This is a genomic window from Kitasatospora cineracea (genome assembly GCF_003751605.1).
Classification (GTDB): domain Bacteria; phylum Actinomycetota; class Actinomycetes; order Streptomycetales; family Streptomycetaceae; genus Kitasatospora; species Kitasatospora cineracea.
The window spans coordinates 5,608,925-5,633,501 of record NZ_RJVJ01000001.1 but is presented as its reverse complement, the minus strand read 5'-3'; the positions used below and the strand labels follow the sequence as shown (position 1 = coordinate 5,633,501).

Sequence of the window (24,577 nt, the reverse complement as noted above, 5' to 3'; positions counted from 1 at the left end):
TGCGGACCTGACGCCGCACCGGCACCGCGCCACCCCCCTGCCCCGGGCCCCTTCCTGCTCCGGCCCCCGCCTGCCCCGTCCCCGCCCCTGGGAGCTCCCCTTGGCCGCACCCACCGCCGCCGCCCGCGGCGCCCGCGCCCCCGCCCGCCCCGCCGGCCGCCGCCCCGCCGGCCACCGCCCCGCCGGCCACCGCCGGCACCGGCTCGACCGCACCCTCTCGCCCTACCTGTACCTCTCGCCGTTCTTCCTGGTCTTCGGCGTCTTCGGCCTGTTCCCGATGCTGTACACCGGCTACGTCTCGTTCACCGGCTGGCGCGCCGACCGGCCGGGCAGCGCGGGCGACTGGGTCGGGTTCGAGAACTACCGCAAGCTGCTGGACGACCCGTTCTTCTGGAACGCCGTCAAGAACACCCTGGGCATCGGCGTGCTGGCCACCGTCCCGCAGCTGCTGCTCGCCCTCGGCCTGGCCCACCTGCTCAACTACCGGATGCGCGGCCGCACCCTGCTGCGCCTGGGCGTCCTGCTGCCGAACGTCACCTCGGTGGCCGCCGTCACGCTGATCTTCGTCCAGCTGTTCGGCCGCGACTTCGGCCTGGTCAACTGGTTCCTCTCGCTGTTCGGCGTGGACCACGTCGACTGGCAGGCCGGCACCCTCTCCTCCTGGACGGCCATCGCCGCGATCGTCACCTGGCGCTGGACGGGCTACAACGCGCTGCTCTACCTGGCCGCGATGCAGACCGTCCCGTTCGAGCTGTACGAGGCGGCCGCGCTGGACGGGGCCAGCCGCTGGCGGCAGTTCCGCTCCATCACGATCCCGATGCTGCGGCCGACCATCCTGTTCACCGTCATCGTCTCCACCATCGGCGCGCTCCAGCTGTTCGGCGAGCCGATGCTGTTCAGCCAGCAGCAGGACCCGACCACCGGCGGCTCCCAGCACCAGTTCCAGACCCTGGCGCTGTACTCGTACAACCAGTTCTGGGGCCGCTTCAAGTACGGCTACGGCGCGGCGATCTCCTGGGCGATGTTCCTGCTGATCGTGCTGGTCGCCGCCGTCAACTTCCTGGCCGCGCGCCGGATGCGAGGTGTCGAATGACCGGCAGGCGTTCCCGTACCACCCGCCAGCTGACCGCCGGACGCGGCGTGTACGCCGTCCTCGGCGTCGCCGTGCTGCTCTCGCTCTTCCCGCTGTACTGGACGCTGGTCGCGGCCTCCCGCACCAACACCGAGATCCACCGGATGCCCCCGGTGCTGCTGCCCGGCGGCCGGCTCTGGCACAACGTCACCCAGGTGTTCGCCCAGACCGACCTGCGGCTGGCCATGCTCAACTCGCTGGTCGTGGCCACCACCGTCACCGCCAGCGTGGTCCTCACCAGCACCCTCGGCGGCTTCGCCTTCGCCAAGCTCCGCTTCCCCGGCCGCAGCCCGCTGCTGGCCTCGGTGGTCGCCACCATGATGGTCCCCACCCAGCTCGGCATCATCCCGCTCTACATCATGATGGCGAACTGGTTCCACTGGGCCGACCACCTCCAGGCCCTGATCGTCCCGGCCGCCGCCAACGCCTTCGGCCTGTTCTTCATGCGCCAGTACCTGATCGGCGCCGTCCCCGACGAACTCCTCGACGCCGGCCGGATGGACGGCTGCACCACCCGCGGCCTGGTCTGGCACGTCGTGCTGCCCGCCGCCCGCCCCGCGATGAGCGTCCTCGGCATGCTCACCTTCATGGCCGCCTGGAACGACTTCTACTGGCCCAAGGTCGTCATGACCCAGCAGAACCCCACCGTCCAGCTCACCCTCTCCGAACTGGCCAGCGGCTACATCAAGGACTACTCCCTCGTCCTCACCGGCGCCCTGGTCGCCAGCGCGCCCGTCCTCGTCGCCTTCCTCCTGATGGGCCGCCAGATCATCGACGGCATCATGCAAGGAGCCACGAAAGGCTGAGGTCCTGCGCCGCCTCCACCGGCTGCCTCCGCCGGCCGCAACCGCCGGCTGCCTCCGCCGGGCGCAACGGCCGGCCGCAACGGCCGGTCCGGCGGCCGGGACGCTGCGCGCCGCGTTCACGTCCCGGCCGTGGGCCCCGCCGCAGGCGCAGGCGCAGGCCCGCCCCACGTGGGCGGTCGCCACGGCACCCGCGCCGGAACCCGTCGCCGACCCGGCCGTCGGGGTAGCTCCGCCCCACCTGCCCGGCCCCGCTCCGCGGGGCTCTCCTCACCCTCCTCGGCCGAAGCCGGGAAGGTCGATCTGTCGATCTAAGGACCTCGATGACCCAGCTCTCCGTGCCGTCCCAACTCGCCGCCCCCGCCACCGGACCCGACCACCGGGAGCTCGACCTGGAGCGGAAGGCCCGGCTGGTCTCCGGCGGGGACACCTTCCGGACCAGCGGGGAGCCCGCGCTCGGGATGCGTCCGATCGTCTGCTCGGACGGGCCGGTGGGGGTGCGCGGGGAGCGGTGGGACGAGGCGGACACGGCGCTGCTGCTGCCGTGCGCGACCGCGCTGGCGGCGTCCTGGGACGAGCAACTGGTGCGCCGGATGGGCGTATTGCTGGCATCGGAGGCGCGGCGCAAGGGGGTGCACGTGGTGCTGGCGCCGACGTTGAACCTGCACCGGTCGCCGCTCGGGGGGCGCAACTTCGAGTGCTTCTCGGAGGACCCGCTGCTGACCGCCCGGATCGGGGCGGCGTACGTCGCGGGCGTGCAGTCGCTGGGCGTCGCGGCGACGGCCAAGCACTACGTGGCGAACGACTCGGAGACCGAGCGGCTGACGGTGGACGCCCGGGTGGACGAGCGGACGCTGCGCGAGGTGTACCTGGCGCCGTTCGAGGCGGCGGTGCGGGCCGGGGTGTGGGCGGTGATGTCGGCGTACAACCGGGTCAACGGGACGCCGATGGTCGAACACCCGTTGCTGGTCGAGCCGTTGAAGGGCGAGTGGGGCTTCGACGGGCTGGTGGTCTCCGACTGGGGGGCGGTGCACGCGGCGGACGGGCCGGGCGCGGGGGGCTGCGACCTGGCGATGCCGGGGCCGAACCCGGCGTGGGGTCCGGCGCTGGCGGCGGCGGTGCGCGCGGGGCGGGTGCCGGCGGCGGTGCTGGACGACAAGGTGGCGCGGCTGCTGCGGCTCGCGGGCCGGGTCGGCGCGTTCGACCCGCCGCCGCCGGGCGGCCCGGCGCCGGTGCCGGTGGACGCGGCGACCCGGGGCGCGCTGCGGGCGGCCGCGGTGGCGGGCACCGTGCTGCTGCACAACCCGGACCGGCTGCTGCCGCTGGACGGTCCGGCGCTGCGCCGGGTCGCGGTGCTGGGCCCGAACGCGGCGACCGCCCGGGTGCAGGGCGGCGGCAGCGCCTCGGTGTTCCCGGCCGCGCCGGTCTCCCCGCTGGCGGGCCTGCGGGCCGCGCTCGGCCCGTCCGTCGAGGTGGTGCACGCGCCGGGGGTGCGCACCGGCCTGCGGCCGACACCGCTGGCGGCGGCCGACTGCACGCTGCCGGACGGTTCGGCCCCGGGCGTGCTGGTGCGCTACCTGGCCGCGGACGGCTCCCTGGTGCACGCCGAACACCGCTCCACGGGGCGGGTGTTGGAGCCGGCCGCGGAGGTCGACCTGGCGCCGGTGCGCACCGTCGAGGTGGCGGCCCGGTTCACCGCGCCGAGCTCCGGCCGCTGGCGCCTGGGGGTGGTGGGCCTGGGCGCGCTGCGGCTGGAGGCGGACGGCGCGGTGCTGCTGGAGGAGTACGTCGCCCCGCTCTCGGACGACCCGACGTACCTGCACGTGTCGCCCTCGTTCCGGCAGGTGGAGCTGGAGCTGGCGGCGGGGCGGGAGGTGGCGCTGCTGGCCCGGCGGACGGTGGAGTCCGCGCACGGGCGGGTGCTGGTGCTGGCCGCGGACCCGCCGGAGGCGGAGCTGGAACGGGAGTTCGCGCACGCGGTGGAGCTGGCCGCGGCGGCGGACGTGGCGGTGGTGGTGGTCGGCACCACCGACGAGCACGAGAGCGAGGGCTTCGACCGCACCTCACTTCAACTACCCGGACGCCAGGACGAGTTGGTGGCGGCGGTGGCGGCCGCCAACCCGCGCACCGTGGTGGTGGTGAACACCGGCAGCCCGGTCCTGCTGCCCTGGCGCGAACAGGTCGGCGCGGTACTGACCTGCTGGTTCCCGGGCCAGGAGGGCGGCGACGCCCTGGCCGAGGTGCTGCTCGGCCACGCCGAACCGGGCGGCCGCCTCCCCACCACCTGGCCGGACACCGCCGCCGACTGCCCCGTCTACGCCACCGCCCCGACCGGCGGCCGGCTCGCCTACGCGGAGGGACTGCACCTGGGCCACCGCGGCTGGCTGCGCACCGGCCGCACCCCCGCCTACTGGTTCGGCCACGGCCTGGGCTGGGGCGACTGGCACTACCTGGCCCTCGGCGCCCCCTCGGCCCCGGCCCCGGACGGCTCCCGCACCGTGCGGGTCACCCTGCGCAACGACGGCCCGCGCCGCTCCCGGGAGACCGTGCAGCTGTACCTCTCCCGCCCCGGCTCCGCCGTGGACCGGCCGGTGCGCTGGCTGGCCGCCTTCGCCACCGCCGAGGCCGGCCCGGGCGAACAGGTCGGCGTCGACCTCCGCCTGCCCGCCCGGGCCCTGGCCCACTGGTCCCCCGACCGCCCCGGCTGGGAGACCGAACCGGGCACCTTCGTCCTGCACGCCGGCCCGCACTGCGGCGAACTCCCGCTGGCGGCCGCCCTGTCCGTGGACGTCTGACGCCCCGCGTACCCTGCCCCGTCCCCGCTCCCCCGGGGGCGGGGCAGTGCGCTGTCCGCCTCCGCTACTCCACGACCTCGGCGGAGACCAGCACCACGTCCTCCTTCGGGACGTCCGCGTGCCCGCCCTTGGAGGCGGTGGGCACCGACTTGATCTCGTCCACCACCTCCCGGCCCTCGACGACCTCGCCGAACACCGCGTAGCCCCAGCCCGGGCCGCTCTTCGCGGTGTGGTCGAGGAAGGCGTTGTCCGCGACGTTGACGAAGAACTGCGCGGTGGCCGAGTGCGGGTCCGAGGTCCGGGCCATCGCCACCGTGTACCGGGTGTTCTTCAGCCCGTTGTCGGCCTCGTTCTGGATCGGCGCCCGGGTCTCCTTGCGGCGCAGGCCCGGCTCCATGCCGCCGCCCTGCACCATGAAGCCGTCGATGACCCGGTGGAACACCGTCCCGTTGTAGAAACCGTCCCGCACGTACTGCAGGAAGTTCTCGACCGTCGCCGGGGCCTTCTCGGCGTCCAGCCGGACCACGATGTCGCCGTGGTTGGTGCTCAGCTTGACCTTGGACAAGGCAACCTCACTGTCTGTCTGCTCATCGGTACGAAGATCGTCACCACCCATTGTCGCAGCCTCATCCCCGCCCGACCCTCCGCCACCCCGCCCCGCCGTCCGGGGCGGGTCAGGCCGGTTCGAAGCCGCTCTGGATGACGCCGTGCTCCGCGGGCTCCTCCCAGCAGGTGTAGCGGCAGCCGGGCAGGGCCGCCGGGGCGACGCCCAGGTTCCGGGCCAGGGTGTCGGCAGCGGTGCGGCGGGTCCGCGAGGGGTCGTCGGCGGCCTGGTAGAGGGCCAGGGCCCCGCGCAGTTCCACCACCACGTAGGTCCTCAGCTCGGCGACACCGGCCGCCGGTTCGTCGCCGTGCTGTCCGTGCTGTCCGTGCGGGGCGCCTGGCGGCCGCCCGCAGAGGCCGCAGTGCGATTCGTCGGGTGAGGCGTCCATCGCGGCAGCGTACCTCTCCCCCGCCGCCCTCGGTCATCGGCCTGTTCCCGGCCGGAGGGCGCGGTTCAGTCGAAGCGGATGTGGCGGATCTTGACCGCGGTGCGGCGCAGGCTCGCCCGGAGGGGGGTGTCGGTGTCGGGGCGGAGGTGGAGGCCGGCGAGGGTGGCGAGGTGGTCGGCGGTCTGGCGGACGGTCAGGTGGTCGGTGGCGAGGTGGGTGGCGAAGGCGGGGGCGGCGAGGCGGGTGAGGCAGTCGTCGAGGCGGGCGACGGCGAAGCTCTCGCGCCGGGGCGGGCCGCCCAGGCCGGCGAGGCGGCGCAGGCGGTGGACGGGGTCGCGTTCGGCGAGGCGGCGCAGGACGGTGGCGCGTTCGGCGAGCAGGGTGAAGTGGCGTACGTCGTGGCCGAGTTCGCGCAGGCGGCCGACGGTCTCGGCGAAGTGGCCGGAGTGGGTGACGGTCATCGGGACGATCACCGGGCCGGGGTGTTCGCGGACGGCGAGGTCGAGGATCTCCACGGTGCCGCGGCGCCACGCGGGCAGGTCCTGGAAGTCGGCGCGCAGCGCGGGCGGGAGCATCCGGCGCAGGCCGAAGCCGAGGTGTTCGGGGTCGCAGACCACGGCGCCGGGCAGTCGCCGGACCAGGTGGTGGGCGGTCTGGGTCTTCCCACCGCCGAACGGCCCGTTGATCCAGATCAGCATGGACCCCACCGTACCCGCCCGGCCGGTGGCGGCAGCGGGGTCGGAGCCGCCTCGACGCGGGTGGACGGGAGGTCGTCGGGGACGGTGGCAGCACCTCCGCCGTGGGCGGGGGCTGCTGGGGGGCCCTGGGCAAGTGGATCCGAAGTTCCGGGCCGCCAAAGGGTCGAGGGTGTCCAAGATCAGTTTGTGACGACCGACCTGAAGTGCCCTCTTGCCCGCACTGTACGTGAAGATCGACGGCGGGAGCGGAGGAACGCGGCGCCTGGGCAGGCCGCCGCCGCTCAGCGACTCTGAACCCGTCCGCCTGACGGCGGCACAGGCCCTGCTCGGTCTCCACTCCGGGGCCCGCTGGCTGCGCTACGCGAACAAGCACATGTCGGGTACGTTCTCGGCTCTGACCGGAGTTCCGCGAAAGTCCAAGTCGCAGAGGTCGATGCAGGGGCGTTCTGTTGTGGAACGCACCGCCCGGCTCCGCCGGTCACGGCATGGCGGCGGGGGCGTTGGGTTCGGGAGCCTTGTGCAGGAGTTCACGGTCGGTGCAGTAGCTGTCCGGATCGTCCATGGTGCACAGGACGTATTCGCCGTGGATGCGGAAGACGCTCAGTTCGAAGTCGCAGGCCAAGAACTTGCCGAAGCTGGCGAATGCCGCCTGTCCCTCGGTGGCGCTCCGTTCGGTGACGGAGCCGCCGGATTCGGGGCCAGGGCTTCGGCGAAGTCGACTGACGCCCGTTTCGTGATCACGAGAGACCGAGGAGCGCGAGGGGTCGATGGGTGTCGCGTGCGTTGCGGCGAAGGCCGGCCGCGATGTTCTTCACTCCATTGAGCCGCAGGGCCCCGATCTTCCAGTGGTCGCGGATCAGTTGCCCGAGCTGGGCGGGCGTGGCCTGCTCGGACATCAGGCTGGTGACGGCGTAGACGGTGGTGATGGTGGTCTTGCCGGTTTTTCGGTCGGTCCTGTGCCGCTTGATCTGCACGGCCTGCTGGGCGCCGGGAAAGCGCAGGTTGTTGACCGTGGCGACCTTGATCCGGCGGATCTCGGCGCGGCCGTGGCCAGTGTCACGGGTCCCGCCCTGGAGCGGGATGTCCTTCCAGGGAAGGGACTTCAGCTGCCTGCGCAGCTTCTTCTGGTTGCCCTTGACGATGGCAATGTAGTGGGCGCGTCGCCCCAGGAGGTATACGGCGTGTTCGCGTTGGGTGTGAAGTGCGTCGCTGGTGACCACGGTTCCGGCGAGGCCGGCGATGGTGTCCACGAGCGCCTGGAAGCGCCTTGACTCCCCGGTCTTCTCGCCGACGTCGAGCTGGGGCCAGTACCAGTCCGGTAGCGTGCTCCACCGCGGCCAGCAGGTGGATCCTCCGTCCCTTAGCCTTGGCCACGCCGCGCAACGACTTGCCGTCCACGGGCAGCCCGCGCAGCCCGGCGCCGGCAGGCCGACGATCGGCGAGCCATCCGCCCACTGCTTGATCCAGGGGGTCACCGTCGATACGCGCGAGCAACCGGCGGATTGTCGTCTCGGCCGGGGCCAGCCGCCGTGGCAACACTGGATCGGGGCGTACGCCGAGCCGTTCCAGCACATGCGGCGGCGCATCCGCGACCCACTCGCCGACCGCCAGCAGCGAGGTCGCTCCGGCCAGCACTGCGCACGCGGTCAGCGCCAGGACGACTGCCAGCGCGTGCCGCACTCCGCGCGGATCGCGCGGGTCGGGGACCTGGGCCAGCCGCTCCAGCAGACCGGGCACCTCCCCGACCGTGACCTCGGGCTGGTCGCGAAGCTGGTCAAGGACAGGGATGATCAGGGATGATGCGTCGGCAGGCACGGTCTTCCAGGCAGGTCACGGGGCATGGAGAACTCCATGATCTTGGAAGCGTGCCGGCCCTACGCGGTGGGTGGGCGTAGTCAGTAGGCGAGGCGTTTGTAGCATCGGCCCATGACGAGGATGCCGAGGCCAGGAACCAACTGCCCAGTGTGCGGCTTCGATCAGGGATGCGAACCCTGGGGACCTGACGGCTTGACGCCCTCGTTCGACATCTGTGCCTGCTGCTTCATCGAGTTCGGCTACGAGGACGCCACGAACGCAGCCGTGAAAGCCGCGCGAGACACATGGATCGAGGCCGGATGCCCCTGGCGCGGACCCGAGAGCGAACAACCCGCAAGCTGGGATCCACGAGCCCAACTGGAGCACGCCCTGAGACTGCCGCACCGGGATTAGCCGGAGCTGCCCAGTCGATCCGCCTGCATATCGTGGAGTCGTGATTGACCACGGCGTTGCTCTGCCCTACTACCGCCTCCACGTTGTGCCCGCGGTCGTCGCGCTGGCCAGCCCGACCTGGTAGCGAGAGGTGTGGCTTGATCCGGATCAGTTCGAGGATCTCGACTACACCGTGCATGTGCTCTTCGACGACTTCTGCGATGCGCACAATCCCCTGCCCTGGCTTGGGCAGTGCCTTCGCACCGAAGAGGAGGTCGAGCTGATGGCCCGTTGGCTGCGTAGGTGAGAACCAAGAACGACTGTCGGTGAGTTCTGGCAGCGGTTGGCAGTTGATGGCGGGTCGAGTACCGGTGAGAACCGGGAGCACTCGCGCATGTCACTGGTCTCCGAGGTGCCCGGCGTTGACAGCGGGCAAGGATCGGCTCGATGGTCGGAGCATGGCGACCTCAGGTAGGGACAGCGAGTGTGATGGGACGTGGCAGGGGGTGCTGGAGGCATGGGGACCGCCGCATCAGCCTGGGGACTGGGCCAGTCCCGGAGTGTGGGCCGTGCTGCAGCTGGCGGCGGAGGAGCCGGTGCTGCGGAGGATGTTCGTGTGGACCGGCATGAACGAGCTGCATGTGTCGACGACAGGCGACTTCCGTGACTACTCCGTGGAGCCGTTCCCGGCGATCGCCGCATCGACCAGTGGTTTTGTCGTGATGACGCATCCGTGGGGACCGGACCATACGGCGCTGGAGACCACTGATCCGGCAGCTGCGTTGGCATGCATGGTTCGTCTGATGGAGGACCGGGTCTCCTCCACGGAGGCCGAGTGAGGGTAGGCCCCGAAGGTGATTCCTGGAGCTCCGGGGGCGGTGGTCAGCTTGCCGGCTGTTCCTGCCGGGCGCGGTTCGACAACCCGGTACGCGAGTCACGACGGATCCCCGCGTACAGATCGACCTTGGACTTCGGCAGCACCCGGGCCCCCTCATCGTGCAGTGCACAACCATGATCCCGAGGCAAGCACCCAGGTGTTCTCGAAACCCGGCGGCATCACTCTCCCGTGGCACGGGGTGCTCTCGTCGATCAGCGACAGGTGCTCTCACAACTCGCGTATGAAGCCAGGCCCGTCTTGGTGCTGCCTACACCGCGGTACAGGACTCGGTCGGCGCCACTGCCCGCGACGAGGTCTACCTGAACTCACCTGGTTGGCCATCCGTAGTTGCCGCGGCAGCCCGGCTGGCCCAGGCCCTGGTTGCCAACGATCACTCGGCGTTGAGCAAGTTGCACGACGCCGGTTACCGCTGGCCGCTCGACCCCGAACCTGCAGCGCGCGGGCCGGAAGAGCAGCACCTCGGAGCATGACCGGGGCTTCAGCGTAGTCAGCGGCCATCCGAGTCCTGACCAAGGTCATAGGGGACCGTGCCTCAGCTCGTTGGGCTGCGCCTCAGTAGGGGCGGCGGATGCCGTGGCTGTCCAGGACGTCCTCGTAGTACCCCAGGATCTCGTCCAGCTTGGCCAGGAGGTACTGCGCGCTTTCCAATGCCTCACCTACCTCGCCCTGAGCACACAGAGTCGTCACTTCTGCTACATCGCTGCGAATGATCGACAGCGAGTCACCCTGGATCACGACGCCTGGGAAGCGCCGGCCGGGCAGACGAACCACGGTGGGGGCCAACTGCTCTATCTCGATCCGCTCTATGAAGCCATCCAACCGAAGCTCGCCCGCGACCGACAAGGTCGATCACCACTACTGCTGTCCTCCGCCCAGGGGCCTTGCCCTGATTTCGTCATCGCAACCGATGGCCAGGGCGGTTGCAGTGGCGACCCGGAGGAAGACGTAACGGCACTCGTCATCGCGGGTGGGCTACCGCCTCGACGGGGGGCCACGTGATCACAGAACGGGAGCTTCTGGACTACGCCGAAGCCCTGGGCGCCGGCTCCCGCGCCGCCGGCCTGGCGATGGTGTTCAAGCTCGTCGAGTCGGCCCAGGTCCGTTGGCGGGCCGTCAACGGCGCCCACCTCGTCCCGCTCGTCCGCGCTGGAGCCCGCTTCGAGCGCGGAGTCCTGATGGCGCCTGACCGAACGGCGGCATAGTTGACACGATGCGCGGAAATCGATGGTCTCTCCGATGCCGGCCAGGCGATACTGGCCCGCCATGACGAGCGATGAATACTCGGCCAGTCCGGCGCTGCGCCGAGTTCTGGCCAAGGCAGGCGGGCCGGAACTGCTGGACCTGCTTGCCAAGGGACTGACCGGGACGGATCTGACCACACTGCTCCTGGAAGTCTTCCGACGCCGCGCCGATCGGCTCACCCCGGCCGAGGTAATGCGGCGCTATCGAACCGACCGGTTCGTAACCCCGGCCCCGACAGAGTTCGCGCAAATACGACGAGCCGAAGACTTCCTACTCTCGGCGCTGCCGGATGACTTCCAGATGCTCACCTTGGCTCCGCTCGTCCCCCTGGCAGCGCATACAGCGGTCGCGACCGTCGACCCGCGCAAGGTCGTCGCCACCATTCGTGGCAGCGAGGTCGCAGCCGACCCGACCAATGCCCTGGCCCTGGAGGCAGCCCAGCGGAGATCCCAGGCGCTGGCCGCCGATCCCCGCTCGGTCATGCCGGTCCGGATGGCCGCCAGCCAACGAGTCGTGCGTGCCCAGCACTTCGACGCACCCGGCATGCTCGCCCACTTCCAACTATTCGCCCTGGTGACCGCCGGCCGGGACACTGGCAGCCGGACCTTCGAACAACAGCACCTGGTCGAGCACCTACATTTCGCCGCCCGGGCGATGGCACGCGCTGGAGTGCGCCAGACCGAGATCCGCATCACCTGCCTCGACGAGTCCGCCGCTCCGATCCTGGCCCGCACACGTACAGAGCTGGCCGGAACACCGGGCATTGACATCATCGACGATCCCACCCGAGTGACCGGACGCGGCTACTACACCGACCTGTGCTACAAGATCTACGCAACCATCCACGGCCAGCAACTGGAGATCGCGGACGGCGGGTTTGTCGACTGGACCCGGCACCTCACCGGAAGCCACAAAGAACGCCTCTTGATCGGCGGTTTCGGCGTCGACCGACTCGCCACAATGCTGACGCCACCCACCGACACCGAACCATCACCTCCGCGCCAGAGCAGCTAGCAGATCCACAGGTATTGACAATTGCTCCTGGTAGAGGCTAACGACCGGCATCCTCGGCCAGCGCGCGAGCAGCCGTTCACGGAACTGCGGCCAGAGCCATGTTCACTTGTCTGCCGCGGCGAGCGGGCTGCAACAAGCGTCTCCGCGCGGCGCTGCCGCTGGTCAAGCGGATGATCCGAGAACTCGCGATGGACAGCGATTTCTGGACCGACACGGCGTGGACCACCGACTCCGCTCCGGTCCCGTGCGGGACATCACGCCCGGCCGTCCAGCGGTCGAACCTGAACGACACCCTCAGAGGCCGGACCGACCTGGAGGCGCGCGGTGGGCGGCCCTTCGAAGGCGCGGCTATCCGGGTGGCCCAGCGCGTCCTGGCGATGGCAGCCGGGACCTGGCACAACAGCAAGATCGGCGCACCGGTCACCCGATCGCCGGTCATCGGTCGCCTGTCGCCTGTCGCCTGTCGCCTGTCGCCTGTCGCCTGTCGCCTGTCGCCTACGACCATTGACCGCAGCAACCAGCAGCCCGCTCAGCGAGTTGGCATGCCCCCGTGCAGGCTGTTGACCACCAGTGGTAGTGACCCTTCAGCGAGGTAGAAGTGTCCGGGGAAGTAGTCGATGTGAAGGTGACCGCCGTCCTCGGCGGAAGCCATGCCGCGCAGATTGTCCGCGAGCACCACCCTGGCTGCGGTGTCACCGCTGGTCACAAGGACCTGATGCTCGGAATCCAGATGGACGAGGACACCGGGGCCGGCGGCCTTCTTGATCTCGGTCCCCGCCAGGGCGTCGCTGCCGGGCGAGGGCGCGGAGCTGAGCAACCCCTCGCCCTCGGTCACCGCGTCCGCCAGACGGTTCAGCTCTTCTGCCGACGCCGTGAGGTCCACTTCGCCGTGCACGGGGTCACAGGTGAGTCTCACGCGGGCAGATCTCCCTCAAGGTCGGACTCCCATGGTGCCGGCCGACTGCCGGACGGCATCGGGCACTTGGAATCTACTCGTCTAGGGTGGGCGGATGGGTGAGGAGCGGGTGCCGGGGCTGTTCGAGAACCGTTTTCCCGTGCCGGGCGGGCCGGTCGATTCCTGTGGCTGCGTGCGGTCGCGGCGGGTGCGGTTCCACGGGGAGCGGCAGGACGTGTCGGCGCCGGGCTGGTTGCGGTTGTCGGAGCTGGTGGCGGAGGCGGCGGCGGACGGGCGGGAGGAGTTCGCGCCGTTGGAGGGGTTGACGGGTGAGCAGCGCCGCCAGGTGGGGACGCTGCCGGCGAGCATCGGGACGCTGACGCGGGTGCGGCACCTGCGGCTGTACGGGTCGAACCTGGTGCGGATCCCGCCGGAGATCGGCGGGATGCGGTCGCTGGAGGAGTTCACGCCGTACACCTCGTACCGGCTGCACTGGTTCCCGTACGAGCTGGCGCGGCTGCCGCTGTTGCGTCGCAGCACCGTCAGCACCCGGGCGCTGTACGGGAATCCGAAGACGCGGCTGCCGTTCCCGGTGCTGGCGGAGCCGGCGGCGGCGGGCCCGGGGGCGCTGGACCCGGCGGTGTGGGGGGTGGAGTCGGCCGGAGTGTGTTCGGTGTGCGACGGGCCGGTGGCGGGGGTGGCGGGGCTGCGCCAGGCGTGGGTCTCGTTGCGCACCTCGGGGTCCGACGTGCTGCCGTTGCTGGTGAACGCCTGCTCGTCGGGGTGCCTGGACGCGTTGCCGTCCCCGCCGGCGGGCTGCCTGCCGGGTCCGCACCGCGGCCGCGGGGTGGGCGGGCTGCTGGAGACGGCGGAGTTGGAGCTGTTCGCGGACCGGTTCCGGCTGTACGTGCGGGACCAGGGTGCGGCTGCGGATACGGCGTGGGCGGACGCGTCGGCCCCGGACCGGCGGTCGCTGGTCATCAGCACGTCGACCGACCAGGACGTCGCGGTGACGGTGCAGGTCTTCACCGCCGAGCCGCCGGCCGACCACGACGCGTTCGACCGCGTGGTGGAGGCGACGGTCGAGGTGCCCTCGGGCCGGGTGGCCGTCCTGGACGACCCCGACGGCCTGCCGGTGGCGGACCGTTTCGACCTCCCGCCCGGCCTGGTCCGGGTCCGCGTCTCGCACTCGAGTCCGGCGGCGAACGGGGACGAGGCGCCGGAGCGGGTGCGGGTGCGGCTGTGGCCGGTGGGCGGGGGCGGGACCGAGGGGGCGCGGGTCGTCAAGGAGCGGGGGCGGCGGGGGGTCTGACGGGGGTTCGGGGGAGGGGAGAATGGGGGGATGGCGGAGGAGCGGTTGCGGGTGGTGCTGGCCGAGGATTCGGTGGTGCTGCGGGACGGGATGGCGGAGTTGTTGGCGGTGCGCGGCTGCGAGGTGGTGGCGGCGGTGGCCACGGCGGAGGACCTGGTGGCGGCGGTCGCCGCGCACCGTCCGCAGGTGGCGGTGGTGGACGTGCGGATGCCGCCGACGCACACGGACGAGGGTGTCCGGGCGGCGTTGCGGATCCGGGAGGCGCATCCGGGGGTCGGGGTGCTGGTGTTCTCGCAGCACCTGGAGGCGTCCTGGGCGGCGCGGCTGCTGGCGGGCGGGGCGGCGGGGGTGGGGTACCTGTTGAAGGAGCGGGTGGCCCGGACGTCGGAGTTCGTGGACTCGTTGCGCCGGGTCGCGGCGGGCGGCACGGCGCTGGATCCGGAGGTGGTCGGGCATCTGATGCGGGCGCGGCGGCGCAGTGCGGTGGACGCGTTGACGCCGCGGGAGCGGGAGGTGCTGGCGTTGATGGCGGAGGGCCGTTCGAACCGGGCGGTGGCCGAGCGGCTGTCGGTGTCGGAGCGGGCGGTGGAGAAGCACGTCGCGGCGGTGTTCGCCAAGTTCGGGCTACTGGCTTCCCCGGCGGACAACCGGCGGGTGCTGGCGGTGCTCGCGTACCTGTCCGAGACCGGCTGACGGGGCGGGGACGGGGCGGGACGGAACAGAACGGAACGGGCAACGGTCAGAGCCGGGTGGGGAGTTCGGCGGTGACGGTGGTCGGGCCGCCCGGCGGGCTGTCGATCCGCAGCCGGCCGTCGACGGCAGCGAGGCGTTCGGCCAGTCCGGCCAGGCCGGTGCCGCCGCCGGTACCGAGGGTGGTGGGGGCGGCGCCGCCGCGGCCGTCGTCCCGGACCGTGAGGCGGACCAGGTCGCGGGTGCCGCTGACGGTGAGTTCGGCGGTGCGGGCCGCGCTGTGCCGGCTGATGTTGGTGAGCAGTTCGGCGGCGCAGTACCAGACGGCCTGTTCGATCGCCTCGTCCGGGCGCTGCGGGAGGTCGAGGCGGAGCGTGACGGGGACGGCGCAGCCGGCGGCGAGGGCGGGCAGGGCGTCGTCGAGGCCGCCGTCGAGGCCGGGGGGTCGCAGGCCGCGGGTGAGGACGCGCAGTTCGGCGATGGTCCGGTCGGTCTGGGTGCGGGCCCGGTCGACCAGGGTGCGCAGCCGGTCCGGGTCGGGGTGCGGGTCGGCGAGGGTGTCGTCGGCGAGGGCCAGGGTGAGGGCGACGGCGACCAGCCGGGCCTGGGTGCCGTCGTGCAGGTCGCGTTCGAGGCGGCGGAGCCGGTCGGTTCCGGTGCTGAGCAGGGTGTGCCGGGCGGCCTCCAGGTCGCGGACCCGCTGCTGGGTGCGGGCCGGGCCGAGCAGGTGCCGGGCGAGCCGCCGGTCGGCCTCGGCGAGCAGCCGGACGGCGGGCCCGATGGCGGCGAGCACTGCCAGGCCGAGCGGCGGGGCGAGGAGGTCCAGCGGCCCGGCCGGGTGCGGGCCGTCCTCCAGCAGGCGCAGCCACAGCGGGAAGCCGAGCAGCCAGAGGGCGCCGAGCGGCAGCAGGACGGCGGCGGCGCCGAGCACGCCGAGCGGCAGGCGCAGCAGCAGGTAGCCGAGGGTGCGCCAGGCGACGGGGTCGGTGAGCGCCGAGCGGATCGCGGCGACGACGCCCGGCGGCCGCACCGGGTGTCCGGGGTCGGGGACGTCGGTGCCGAGCAGCCGGGCGGTCAGCCGGCGGTGCGGCCGGCCCAGGGCCCTGGCCCCGGTCAGGGCGGCCGCCGCCACCGGGAGTCCGACCACGGTGAGCGACAGCAGCACCCCGGCGTACAGCGCGGCCAGCGCGTACGCCCCGCCGAGGAGGGCCGGTGGCAGCCCGAGCACCGCGAAGGCCCACTCGCCGGGCCGCGCCGCCCACCACCGTCGTCGTCCTGCTGTCGCGCGCACTGCCGTCCGTCCTTCCGTCCCGCTGCTGGGTCCTGTCCGGTCGATCTTGCCGGGTCGGCGCGCGGGCCCCAGGGGGCTGGGAGGTGCCCCCTGGGCGCCCGGCAGGATCGGCCGGACGGGGCCTGTCGGCACCACCTTGCACCATGCCGCCGCACCCGGGCCGCGGGCTCAGGCGGGTGCGCCGGTCGCGGCGGCCACGGCCGGGCCGCGCAGGGCGACGGCCGCGGTGGCGAGGGTGGTGGGGACCGCGAGCAGGACGGCTGCGGCGGCGGTGCGGGCGCAGGTGCCGAGCGGGACCACCGGCAGGGGCGTGCCGAGGGCGGCGGCGCTGAACGCGGCGGTGGCGGCGGCGGTGACCAGGGCGCCGAGCAGCAGGCCGACGGCGCAGGTCAGGGCGGTTTCGGCGGCGACGGTGCGGAGCACCTGCGGGCGGGTCGCGCCGACCAGTCGCAGCAGGGCGAGTTCGCGGCGCCGTTCGGCGGTCAGGCCGACCAGGGTGGTGAGGGTGGCGACCGCGCCGAAGGCGGCGAGCAGGCCGAGTTCGGCCTGGCGCAGCCAGACGTCGGTGGCGGAGGTCGCCCCGTCGGGCGCGCCGGCGGCGAGGGCGGCGTGCCGGGCGGTGGCCGTCATGGTGGCCATGGTCGTGGCCAGCCCGGTGAGCAGCGCGACGGGTACCGCGGCGGCGGTCAGGCGGTGGGCGTAGCCGCGCTGGTTGGCGGCGGCCAGCCAGCCCGTGCCCGGGGCGACGGCCCGGACGGCGGCGCCGAGCAGGAGGGCGGGCAGCCGGACCACCGGCGGACCGGCCAGCGCGACGGCCGCCAGCAGGACGAGGGACCCGAGCAGGGTCGCCTGAGCGGATTTGTCGACTTCGGCGGCGGGCCGGGTCGCGGCGAGCCGCAGCAGCAGCACGCCGCCCGCGAGCGCGGCCGCGGCGGCGACCGGGCGCAGCGCCCCGGTCCGCGGGGCGGCACCGGTGCTGCCGGTGAGCGCGGCGGCGGGGGCGGGACGGGTGACCCGGCGGGCGGCGGCGGTCGCGGCGGCCGTGGCCACCAGCAGGGTGACGGCGGTGGCGGCGAGCACGACCGGGGCGGTACCGGCGATCCGGGCGTGCGGCGCGGCCAGGCCCCGGTGCCGCAGACCGTCCAGGAAGGCCCGGGCGGTGACGGTCCCGAGCAGGCCGCCGGGGGCGGCCACCGCCAGGACGACCAGCCCGGTCTGCGCCCGCAACAGCCGACGGACCTGCCGGGGCGTCGCCGCGACGGTGCGCAGCAGCGCGAGGTCCCGGTACTGGTGGCGCAACGCGAAACCGAGCGTGTGCAGGGCCACGAAGAACGCCACCAGCACGGTGATCTCCCCGAACGCCCCGGCGATCAGCACCACACCGGGCCCGCCGGTGGCCCGCGACTCCGCCGCGGGCACGCCCCGCTCGGCCCCGAGCAGCGCGCCGAACGTGGTGACGGCGGCAACGGCGAGCAGCAAGGCCATGGCCAGGCCGGCGAACCCGGCGGGCCTGCGCCGGAGTTGACCCCAGGCGAGTAGGGCGGTCATGGTCCGTTCACTCCGATCGGTCGGGGGATGGCGGTGGGTTGGCGGGCTGACGGGCCGGCGGGCTGACGGGCGGATCAGCGGGCCGATGAGTCGATGAGTTGACGGGTCGACAGATCGGCGGAGCAGCACGGTCGGTAAGCCAACAGGTCGGCGGAACGTCGGTTCCGTCGGCGTGTGCCGAGCGGGGTCAGCCCGGGCTGCCGGCCAGGGTGAGGGCGTGGGCGACCCGGTCGGGGGTGGGGTGGTGGAGTTCGTCGACCAGGCGGCCGTCGGCGAGGAGGAGGACGCGGTCGGCGTACGCGGCGGCGGTCGGGTCGTGGGTGACCATGACGCAGGTCTGGCCGTCGTGGTCGACGCCCCGGCGGAGCAGGGTGAGGACGTCCTGGCCGGTGGCGCGGTCGAGGGCGCCGGTGGGCTCGTCCGCGAAGAGGACGCGGGGGCGGGCGACCAGGGCGCGGGCGATGGCGACGCGTTGTTGCTGGCCGCCGGAGAGGGTGGCGGGGCGTTGGCGTTCGCAGCCGGCCAGGCCGACCCGGGCGAGGGCTTCGCGGACCTGGTGCCGTTCGGGGCGGTGTCCGGCGAGGCGGCCGGGGAGTTCGACGTTCTGGGCGGCGGTCATGGCGGGCATCAGGTTGAAGCCCTGGAAGACGAATCCGACGTTCTCCCGTCGCAGTCGGGCGAGCCGGCGTTCGGGGAGGGTGCCGATCTCGGTGTCGCCCCACCAGACGGTGCCGCGGTCGGGCCGGTCCATTCCGGCGAGGCAGTGCAGCAGGGTGGTCTTGCCCGATCCGGAGGGCCCCATGACGGCGGTGAAGGTGCCCGCCGCGAACCGGGCGCTCACGCCGCGCAGCGCGGCCACGGCCCGGTTCCCGCGCCCGTACTGCCGGTGCAGCCCGTCGGCCCGGGCCACCGCGTCCGCCGTGCCCACCGACTCTGCCGGGTCCACCGGCGCCGCTCGTTCGTTCGGTGCGTTGTCCATGTCTTCATCGTGGTCGGGCCGGCCGGGCGTATCGATGGTGCCACCGCCCGTCTTCGGGGTTCGGGAAACCGCCCTGTCCCGGCCCGACCGCACCCGGCTGCTGTGCCGCTCGAACGCCCGCCCGCCGACGGTCGCCAGACGCTTGATCGTGTTCGTTCTCCGGTTCCGGGCGGCGACCAGCGGGGGGCAGCGCCGAACTGCCGCCGCTTCCGGGCCCGTTCAGCGCGCCGTCCGCCGCCGCCACCCGCGTCGGCGCCGCGGCCCGGCCTTCCGGGCGCCCGGGGTGCGGGGGCCGAGGGCGGGGCGGAAGCCGTCGGGTGCGGCGATCGGCGCGATCCGGTCGGCCTCGGCCCGCAGTTCCACGTGCGCCTGGTGGGAGGTGGCGCGCATCGCCTCCTCGTACCCGGCCAGGGCGCCGCGCAGTGCGGACGCGCCGGTGCCGCCGCGGCGGCGCAGCGCCCGCCCGGCGAGCCCGAGCAGGGTCAGCACCGTGCCCAGCACGCCCAGCACGATCAGGTAGGGCACCATCGCACCGCTCTTTCCTCCGCACCCGCCCCTCGCACGTACGCACCGGCCCAACGCCCGGCCGCCCTCCGCCGTTCCACCACCCGCCGCCGTTCCACCGCCCGCCGACGGACGGCGGGTCAGAGTCCGAACAGTTCGGCGCAGGCGTCCAGGCCGGTGAGGCGGACCTCGGGGCGTTCGGTGGCGTCCCACTGCTCGCGGGTGAGGCGGAAGCGCAGGGTGGTGGTGGCTTCGCCCTGGCGGAGTTCGCGTTCGACGCCGTCGGGGCGGTAGCCCAGGCGGCGGGAGACCGCGACGGACGGGGCGTTGTCGGCGTAGCAGTGCGAGGTGGCGTCGGTGGCGCCGAGGCCGGCGAAGGCCAGGTGGAGCATGGCGGCGCGGGCCTCGGTGCCCAGGCCGCGGCCGTGGTGGGGCAGGGCGAGCCAGGAGCCGGAGAGGACTTCGCGGCGCAGCGCGAACGCGGTGGCGCGGACGGACTGGATGCCGGCCGGTCGGCCGTCGACGAAGACCGCCAGCGGCAGGTTCCAGTCCTCCGGGCTCCAGCGGCCCTGGGCGCGCCAGTGGGCCTGGAGGACGGCCCGGGCGCGTTCGGTGGGCGTGCCGTAGGCCCAGGTGGAGCCGAGGGGCCGGGTGCCGGGGGCGACCACGCCGGCGGCGGCGAGGTCGGCGAGCTCGTGCAGTTCGGGCTCGGTGGGCAGCCGGAGTTCGAGGCGGGCGGTGCGGGCGGTCAGACCGGGCAGGGGCCAGTGGGCGGTGGGCATCGACCCAGTGTGCCCGGGGCCGGCCGGTCGCGGGGATCATTTTCGGGGCACCGCGCTCCGCCGGCCAGGTCGGTTCCGGTGGACGGGCGGTCCCGGAGCGTCCGCGGCGCCAACTCCTGGGCGGCCCTCTGGTCATGGCCGAACGGGGCGACCACACTGTTCCTGGCATCACGTTGCACACCGAGGACGCCCATCGAACGCGGGGGAACGCGCATGGACGATCAACTGGCAGCGCTGGCAGCCACGGCGGCGACAACGGTGGTCAGCTCGCTCGCCACCGACGCCTGGCAGCAGGTCCGGGGGCTGGTCGCCCGGCTGTGGCACCACCCGGATCAGACGGCCGCCGTGGAAGGGGAGCTGGAGGCCGCGCGCACGCTGCTGCTCGGTCCGGCCCGCGAGGAGGACGAGAGCGACCTCGTCGCCGCCTGGCGGTTGCGCTTCCGTCAGCTGCTCGCCACGGACGAGGCGGCCGCGCAGGCGCTCGCCGGGGTCGTCGCCGAACTCACGGCCGGGTCGCGCCCGGAGGACCGGCCGGAAGCCGGCGTCGTGCGCCACGTGCACATGCGGGCGACGGCGAGCGACAGTGCCCAGGTGTACCAGTCCGGTGGTGACATGACCATCGGGCGTCCGTGACGCCCCGCCGGGACCCCGAGGAGGCGCTCGGGAACGTCGAGCTGCACGCGTGGGCTGCCGAGCGCGGCACCGTGTACCAGTCGGCGGGGAACATGGTCGTCGTCCAGGGCGGTGTGCACGAGTACTACTACCCCGGCGGTGAGGAGTCCGTCCGGACCCTCTCGCCGTCGACCGGCGAGGAGTGCCCGTATCCCGGGCTGCGCGCGTTCGGCAGGAACGAGGCGGACTGGTTCTTCGGCCGGGAGGCCCTGGTCCACCAGGTCCTCGAGCGGCTCGAACCGTGCCTGGCCGACCACAGCCCCCTGACCGTCGTCGCCCCCTCCGGGACCGGCAAGTCGTCGCTGCTGCAGGCCGGCGTGCTGCCGGCACTGGCCGCCGGAAGACTGCCCGGCTCCCGGCACTGGCCGCAGCTCCTGCTCACGCCCACCGCCGATCCGCTCGCGGCGCTGGCTGCGGGCCTCGGCGCGCTCACCGGAGCCGACGAGGCGCTGGTCACCGAGGCGGTGCAGTCCTCTCCCGGCAGCCTCGGCACGCTGGTCCGCGAACACCTGCGCCTCCCCGCGCAGGGCCGGGCGGTGCTCGTCGTCGACCAGCTGGAGGAGTTGTTCACCCTCTGCCGGGACGAGCCCGCCCGCCACCGCTTCGTGGACGCGCTGGACGGACTGGCCTGCGGCCGGGACCCCGCCGTCCTCGCCGTCTACGGCCTGCGCGCGGACTTCTACGGTTCCTGCGCGGAATTCCCCCACCTCCGCGACGCCCTGGTGGACCACCAGGTCATCGTGGGCCCGATGACCGACGACGAGGTGCGCAGCGCCGTGGAGCGGCCGGCCCTGCGCAGCGGCCTGTCGGTCGGCAGGGAACTGGTCGGCACCGTCGTCCGCGACCTGCGCGGCTCGGCCCGGCAGGAGGAGGGCGGGTACGAGGCGGGCCGGCTGCCGCTGCTCGCCCACGCCCTGCGGGCGACCTGGCTGGAACGCAGGGGCGACGCCCTGACCATCGACAGCTACCGCGACACCGGGGGCATCGACGGCGCCGTGGCGGCCACCGCCGAGAACGAGTTCGGGAAGCTGTCCCCGTCCGAGCGGCAGACCGCCCGGCTCCTGTTCCTGGGCCTGGTCAGGATCGGCGAGAACGGCGAGGTCACCCGCCGCCGCCGCACCCGCGCCGACCTGCTGCTGGCCGCCGCCGACCCGCAGGCCGTCCCGGCCGTCACCGAACGGTTCACCCGTGCCCGCCTCCTCACCCAGGGCGCGGAGCGGGAGAACGGCGCCGTCACGGTCGAGGTCACCCACGAGGCGTTGCTGTGGGCCTGGCCCCGGCTGCGCCAGGACTGGATCGGGGCGGGCAAGAGCGGCATCGCGATCCGGCAGGAACTGGAGGAGGCGGCACTCGGCTGGGAGCGCGGCGGCCGGAAGGACAACTCGGCCCTGTACCGCGGGACCAAGCTCGAACTGGCCCGCGCCTGGGAGGCGGGCGCGAGTCCCGAGGACCTCACTCCGCTGGTGACGGCCTTCCTGGCCGCCTCCCACCGCCACCGGCGCCGGGGCCGGCGGATCCGCAGCGGTGCGGTGGCCTCCGTCACGGCACTGGCCCTGCTGGCCTCGGTCCTGGCCGTGTTCGCGTTCGAGCAGAGCCGCAACGCCCTCGTGCAGCGCAACAACGCGATCTTCGACCGGGTCACCGCCGAGGCGGACCGCCAGCGCCCGACCAACGGCACGCTCGCCGCGCAGCTCGACCTCGTCGCCTACCGGATGCGGCCGACCCCGGCCCTGCGCACGCAGCTGATGGCGGAGGCCGGCGCGGTGCTGCCCACGGCCCTGCCGGGCTTCCCGGGCACCGTCTACTCCGTCGCTTTCGGCCCCGCCGGCCAACTCGCCACCGGGACGGGGAAGTCGCAGATCTGGGACACCTCCGACCCGGCCCGCCCGGTTCCGCTGGTGTCGGCGCTCAGCGACGGGAACGTCCTTGCGCAGTCGGTCGCCTACAGCTCGCAGGGCGCTCTGCTGGCCCGGGGCGGCGCGGACGGCAGCCTACGGATCTTCGACGTCTCCGATGCCGGGCATCCGGTGGCGCTGTCGGACTCGGTCCAGACGTCGAAGGGCGCGGTGACGAGCCTGAAGTTCAGCCCCGACAGTCGAACGCTGGCCTTCAGCGCCTTCACCGACACCACCGGCGACCAGACCGGCAGCGTGCAGCTGTGGAGCGTCGCCGACCCGAGGCACCCGAGCCTGCTGGGCACCGTGCCGTCCGTCCGCGGGCAGGCCCTGATGGCCGTCGCCTTCAGCCCGGACGGCGCCGTGCTGGCCGTCAGCGGCAGCACCGCCACGGGCAGTTCCCGCCGCACCGGGCTGCTGCAGCTGTGGGACGTGTCGGACCCGGCTCGGCCGACCGCGTTCGGCGGTCCGCTGACCGGGCACACCGACTCGGTCAACCAGGTGGCGTTCAGCCCCGACAAGCGGGTGATGGCCAGTGCCGGATCCGACAGCAGGGTACTGGTCTGGGACGTCTCCGACCCGCGGCAGCCGAAGGTCGGTTCCACGCTGTCCCTCGGCGCTGCGGCCGACTCGGTCGCCTTCAGCCCGGATGCGGGGCTGCTCGCCACCGCGGACCAGTCCGGGAACGTCAGCCTCTGGAACGTCGGTTCGCCGTCGCAGACCAGGGCCATCGGGCCGCCGCTGCGCGGACACACCTCCATGGTCGGCGCCCTGGCGTTCGACCCCACCGGACGTACGCTCGCCAGCGGCGGCGGGGACGGCCGGGTGCTGCTCTGGCGGCTGCCGCCGACGCTCGCGGTCGCGGGCGGCGGGCAGTCGGTCAACGCGGTGGCGGTGACCGGCGACGGCCGGTTGCTGGCGGTGGCTTCCGGGACCCGGGTCACCCTGTGGGACGTCTCCGACCCGACCCGCGTCACCCCGCTCGGTGCGCTGCCCCCGTTCGACGTCACCGTGAACGCGGTGGCTTTCCGGCCCGGGTCCTCCGGGACGACCGTCCTGGCCACCGGCGGCGGCAGCATGCCCAGCGGTGGCAACAACGGTGCGGTGCGGCTCTGGGACGTGTCGGCACCGGCCCGCCCGGTCGCCGTCGGCCCGGCGCTGCCCGGAGAGCTGCAGCCGGTCTTCGCGCTCGCCTTCGACGCCGACGGGCGCACGCTGGCCGCGTCCTCCATGTTCAGCCAGGGGGCGTACTCGGGCGGGCTGCACGCCTGGGACGTCTCGGATCCGGGCCGTCCCGCCGCGCTCGGCGGCGAGTTGGACGACCGCCGGATGCCGATCAGGGGCCTGGCTGCCGCACCCGGCGGCGGATACCTCTTCGCCGCGAACGTGTTCGGCCGCCTCCAGGTGTGGCGGACGGGCAGCAAGGCCGTTCCCGCCCCGGTCAGCGGGCTGAACACCGGCCAACCCGTCTGGTCCATGGGCGTCAGCCCGGACGCCCGGCTGGTCGCGACCGGCGGCACGGACAGCAAGGTCCGGCTGTGGGACGTCTCCAAGCCGCAGGCGCCCACGGTCCTCGGGGAGCCGCTGTCCGCCGGGGGCATCGTGACCAGCGTCGGTTTCACCCCGGACGGGGCGCTGCTGGCGAGCGGCGACGCCCTCGGCCAGATCCGCCTCTGGGACCTCGCCGACCCGGCCCGCGCCACCCCCTACGGGCTCCCGCTCACCGGCCACAACGGCACGGTCTGGACGCTGTGGTTCGGCTCGCAGGGCGAGATGATCACCGGTGGTGACGACGGAACGGTACGGCTGTGGCAGACCGACCCCTCCCGCGTCCACGGGATCCTGTGCGCGTCCACCCGCACCGCCATGACCCCTTCCCTCTGGAAGGAGTACGTGTCACCCGATCTCTCCTACGACCCGCCCTGCGGCGGGTGACCCGGCATCACGTCGCAGGTGCGGGGGTGCTGCCCGCCGCCGGCGGGGCGGGCCGACGCACCGTCACGGCGGGGGCGGCCCGCACCGGACCCGGTTACCGGTCAGGAACTTGACAACTTTTCTGGTCTGAACCAATGTGGCGACCGGAGCGACCGCGGCGCCCTTCCGGCGCCGCCCTTCCCCGTCGCCCCGCGCCTTCCGCCGGCCCCGCTGCGGGGTCCGTCCGCGCCCGGCCGCCCTCTCCCCGGCCCCGGGCGCGTTCCCGTTCCCCCTGCTCTCCCCGTGCCCCCGCTCCCGCTCCCCGCTCTTCCGT

Annotated in this window: 22 protein-coding genes and 3 pseudogenes; 12 read left to right on the top strand and 13 right to left on the bottom strand. The window is 73.4% G+C overall.

Annotated features, from left to right (window positions below; translation table 11 throughout):
- Positions 1 to 100: 100 nt before the first annotated feature.
- The 3 genes from EDD39_RS25300 to EDD39_RS25290 all read left to right on the top strand — a co-directional run bounded on the left by EDD39_RS25300 (position 101) and on the right by EDD39_RS25290 (position 4,730).
- Positions 101 to 1,093 carry a carbohydrate ABC transporter permease gene (locus EDD39_RS25300; RefSeq protein WP_123559599.1) on the top strand — a complete coding sequence of 331 codons (993 nt, stop codon included), beginning with the start codon at positions 101 to 103 and terminating at the stop codon, positions 1,091 to 1,093.
- Entirely contained in the window at positions 1,090 to 1,938 is an 849-nt protein-coding gene (locus EDD39_RS25295) for a carbohydrate ABC transporter permease (RefSeq protein ID WP_123559597.1), read from the top strand. Before EDD39_RS25300 ends, EDD39_RS25295 begins: the two co-directional genes overlap by 4 nt.
- A 320-nt stretch (positions 1,939 to 2,258) precedes the next feature.
- Positions 2,259 to 4,730: a glycoside hydrolase family 3 C-terminal domain-containing protein gene (locus EDD39_RS25290; RefSeq protein WP_123559595.1), complete on the top strand. Its 2,472-nt coding sequence runs from the start codon at positions 2,259 to 2,261 to the stop codon at positions 4,728 to 4,730.
- 64 nt (positions 4,731 to 4,794) lie between these two features.
- Here the strand turns inward: EDD39_RS25290 and EDD39_RS25285 are convergent, their stop codons facing one another.
- The 6 genes and pseudogenes from EDD39_RS25285 to EDD39_RS41315 form a co-directional block, all read right to left on the bottom strand.
- Entirely contained in the window at positions 4,795 to 5,295 is a 501-nt protein-coding gene (locus EDD39_RS25285) for a peptidylprolyl isomerase (protein WP_123559593.1), read from the bottom strand.
- A gap of 109 nt (positions 5,296 to 5,404) precedes the next feature.
- Positions 5,405 to 5,722, bottom strand: coding sequence for a hypothetical protein (locus EDD39_RS40380; protein WP_208765579.1), 318 nt, complete (start codon positions 5,720 to 5,722; stop codon positions 5,405 to 5,407).
- A 65-nt stretch (positions 5,723 to 5,787) separates the two neighbouring features.
- A complete protein-coding gene (locus EDD39_RS25275) occupies positions 5,788 to 6,420 on the bottom strand; it encodes an AAA family ATPase (RefSeq protein WP_123559591.1) in 633 nt (210 codons plus the stop codon).
- Positions 6,421 to 6,898: 478 nt separating this feature from the next.
- On the bottom strand, positions 6,899 to 7,042 hold the full coding sequence (locus tag EDD39_RS39785) for a hypothetical protein (protein ID WP_162870126.1): 144 nt from the start codon (positions 7,040 to 7,042) through the stop codon (positions 6,899 to 6,901).
- A gap of 115 nt (positions 7,043 to 7,157) precedes the next feature.
- On the bottom strand, positions 7,158 to 7,670 hold the full coding sequence (locus EDD39_RS41320) for an ISAs1 family transposase (RefSeq protein WP_244257030.1): 513 nt from the start codon (positions 7,668 to 7,670) through the stop codon (positions 7,158 to 7,160).
- A gap of 250 nt (positions 7,671 to 7,920) precedes the next feature.
- Positions 7,921 to 8,100, bottom strand: a pseudogene (locus EDD39_RS41315) (transposase family protein); the annotation flags it as partial.
- Between the two features lie 658 nt (positions 8,101 to 8,758).
- On the opposite strand from EDD39_RS41315, the gene EDD39_RS39780 reads away from it, so the two are divergent.
- Complete coding sequence (locus EDD39_RS39780) at positions 8,759 to 8,914, top strand: SCO4402 family protein (RefSeq protein WP_162869906.1); 156 nt, start codon at positions 8,759 to 8,761, stop codon at positions 8,912 to 8,914.
- A gap of 46 nt (positions 8,915 to 8,960) precedes the next feature.
- Positions 8,961 to 9,446, top strand: a complete 486-nt coding sequence (locus EDD39_RS25255) for a DUF6193 family natural product biosynthesis protein (protein ID WP_341869336.1) — start codon at positions 8,961 to 8,963, stop codon at positions 9,444 to 9,446.
- Between the two features lie 611 nt (positions 9,447 to 10,057).
- On the opposite strand, the gene EDD39_RS42765 is transcribed toward EDD39_RS25255, so the two are convergent.
- On the bottom strand, positions 10,058 to 10,324 hold the full coding sequence (locus EDD39_RS42765; RefSeq protein ID WP_123560873.1) for a DUF6959 family protein: 267 nt from the start codon (positions 10,322 to 10,324) through the stop codon (positions 10,058 to 10,060).
- Between the two features lie 218 nt (positions 10,325 to 10,542).
- Here EDD39_RS42765 and EDD39_RS25240 point away from each other — a divergent pair.
- The 3 genes and pseudogenes from EDD39_RS25240 to EDD39_RS42760 all read left to right on the top strand — a co-directional run.
- A pseudogene (locus tag EDD39_RS25240) lies at positions 10,543 to 10,707 on the top strand (IS256 family transposase); the annotation flags it as partial.
- Between the two features lie 61 nt (positions 10,708 to 10,768).
- Positions 10,769 to 11,761, top strand: a complete 993-nt coding sequence (locus EDD39_RS25235; protein WP_208765578.1) for a hypothetical protein — start codon at positions 10,769 to 10,771, stop codon at positions 11,759 to 11,761.
- Positions 11,762 to 11,853: 92 nt separating this feature from the next.
- Positions 11,854 to 12,357 (top strand): annotated as a pseudogene (locus tag EDD39_RS42760) (hypothetical protein); the annotation flags it as partial.
- Here the strand turns inward: EDD39_RS42760 and EDD39_RS25230 are convergent.
- A complete protein-coding gene (locus tag EDD39_RS25230) occupies positions 12,291 to 12,656 on the bottom strand; it encodes an Imm32 family immunity protein (protein ID WP_244257027.1) in 366 nt (121 codons plus the stop codon). The pseudogene EDD39_RS42760 and the gene EDD39_RS25230 sit on opposite strands and share 67 nt — an antisense overlap.
- Positions 12,657 to 12,864: 208 nt before the next feature.
- Here EDD39_RS25230 and EDD39_RS40375 point away from each other — a divergent pair, with 208 nt between their 5' ends.
- Both EDD39_RS40375 and EDD39_RS25220 read left to right on the top strand, forming a co-directional pair.
- A complete protein-coding gene (locus EDD39_RS40375) occupies positions 12,865 to 13,968 on the top strand; it encodes a hypothetical protein (RefSeq protein WP_208765577.1) in 1,104 nt (367 codons plus the stop codon).
- A 30-nt stretch (positions 13,969 to 13,998) separates the two neighbouring features.
- Positions 13,999 to 14,661, top strand: a complete 663-nt coding sequence (locus EDD39_RS25220) for a response regulator transcription factor (protein WP_162870125.1) — start codon at positions 13,999 to 14,001, stop codon at positions 14,659 to 14,661.
- Between the two features lie 46 nt (positions 14,662 to 14,707).
- Here EDD39_RS25220 and EDD39_RS42220 read toward each other — a convergent pair whose 3' ends face one another.
- The 5 genes from EDD39_RS42220 to EDD39_RS25195 all read right to left on the bottom strand — a co-directional run bounded on the left by EDD39_RS42220 (position 14,708) and on the right by EDD39_RS25195 (position 19,762).
- Positions 14,708 to 15,949 (bottom strand): sensor histidine kinase, encoded by a 1,242-nt coding sequence (locus EDD39_RS42220; RefSeq protein WP_123559583.1) that lies wholly within the window; start codon positions 15,947 to 15,949, stop codon positions 14,708 to 14,710.
- A gap of 168 nt (positions 15,950 to 16,117) precedes the next feature.
- Positions 16,118 to 17,497 carry an FtsX-like permease family protein gene (locus tag EDD39_RS42215; protein WP_123559581.1) on the bottom strand — a complete coding sequence of 460 codons (1,380 nt, stop codon included), beginning with the start codon at positions 17,495 to 17,497 and terminating at the stop codon, positions 16,118 to 16,120.
- Positions 17,498 to 17,684: 187 nt separating this feature from the next.
- Entirely contained in the window at positions 17,685 to 18,476 is a 792-nt protein-coding gene (locus EDD39_RS25205) for an ABC transporter ATP-binding protein (protein WP_123559579.1), read from the bottom strand.
- Positions 18,477 to 18,695: 219 nt separating this feature from the next.
- Entirely contained in the window at positions 18,696 to 19,004 is a 309-nt protein-coding gene (locus EDD39_RS25200; protein ID WP_167518081.1) for a hypothetical protein, read from the bottom strand.
- Positions 19,005 to 19,120: 116 nt separating this feature from the next.
- Positions 19,121 to 19,762, bottom strand: coding sequence for a GNAT family N-acetyltransferase (locus tag EDD39_RS25195; protein ID WP_123559577.1), 642 nt, complete (start codon positions 19,760 to 19,762; stop codon positions 19,121 to 19,123).
- Positions 19,763 to 19,975: 213 nt separating this feature from the next.
- On the opposite strand from EDD39_RS25195, the gene EDD39_RS25190 reads away from it, so the two are divergent.
- Complete coding sequence (locus EDD39_RS25190; RefSeq protein WP_123559575.1) at positions 19,976 to 20,395, top strand: hypothetical protein; 420 nt, start codon at positions 19,976 to 19,978, stop codon at positions 20,393 to 20,395.
- The gene (locus tag EDD39_RS25185; RefSeq protein ID WP_123559573.1) at positions 20,392 to 24,264 is read left to right on the top strand and encodes an nSTAND1 domain-containing NTPase; all 3,873 of its coding nucleotides are present in this window, start codon (positions 20,392 to 20,394) and stop codon (positions 24,262 to 24,264) included. Before EDD39_RS25190 ends, EDD39_RS25185 begins: the two co-directional genes overlap by 4 nt.
- Positions 24,265 to 24,577 lie beyond the last annotated feature (313 nt).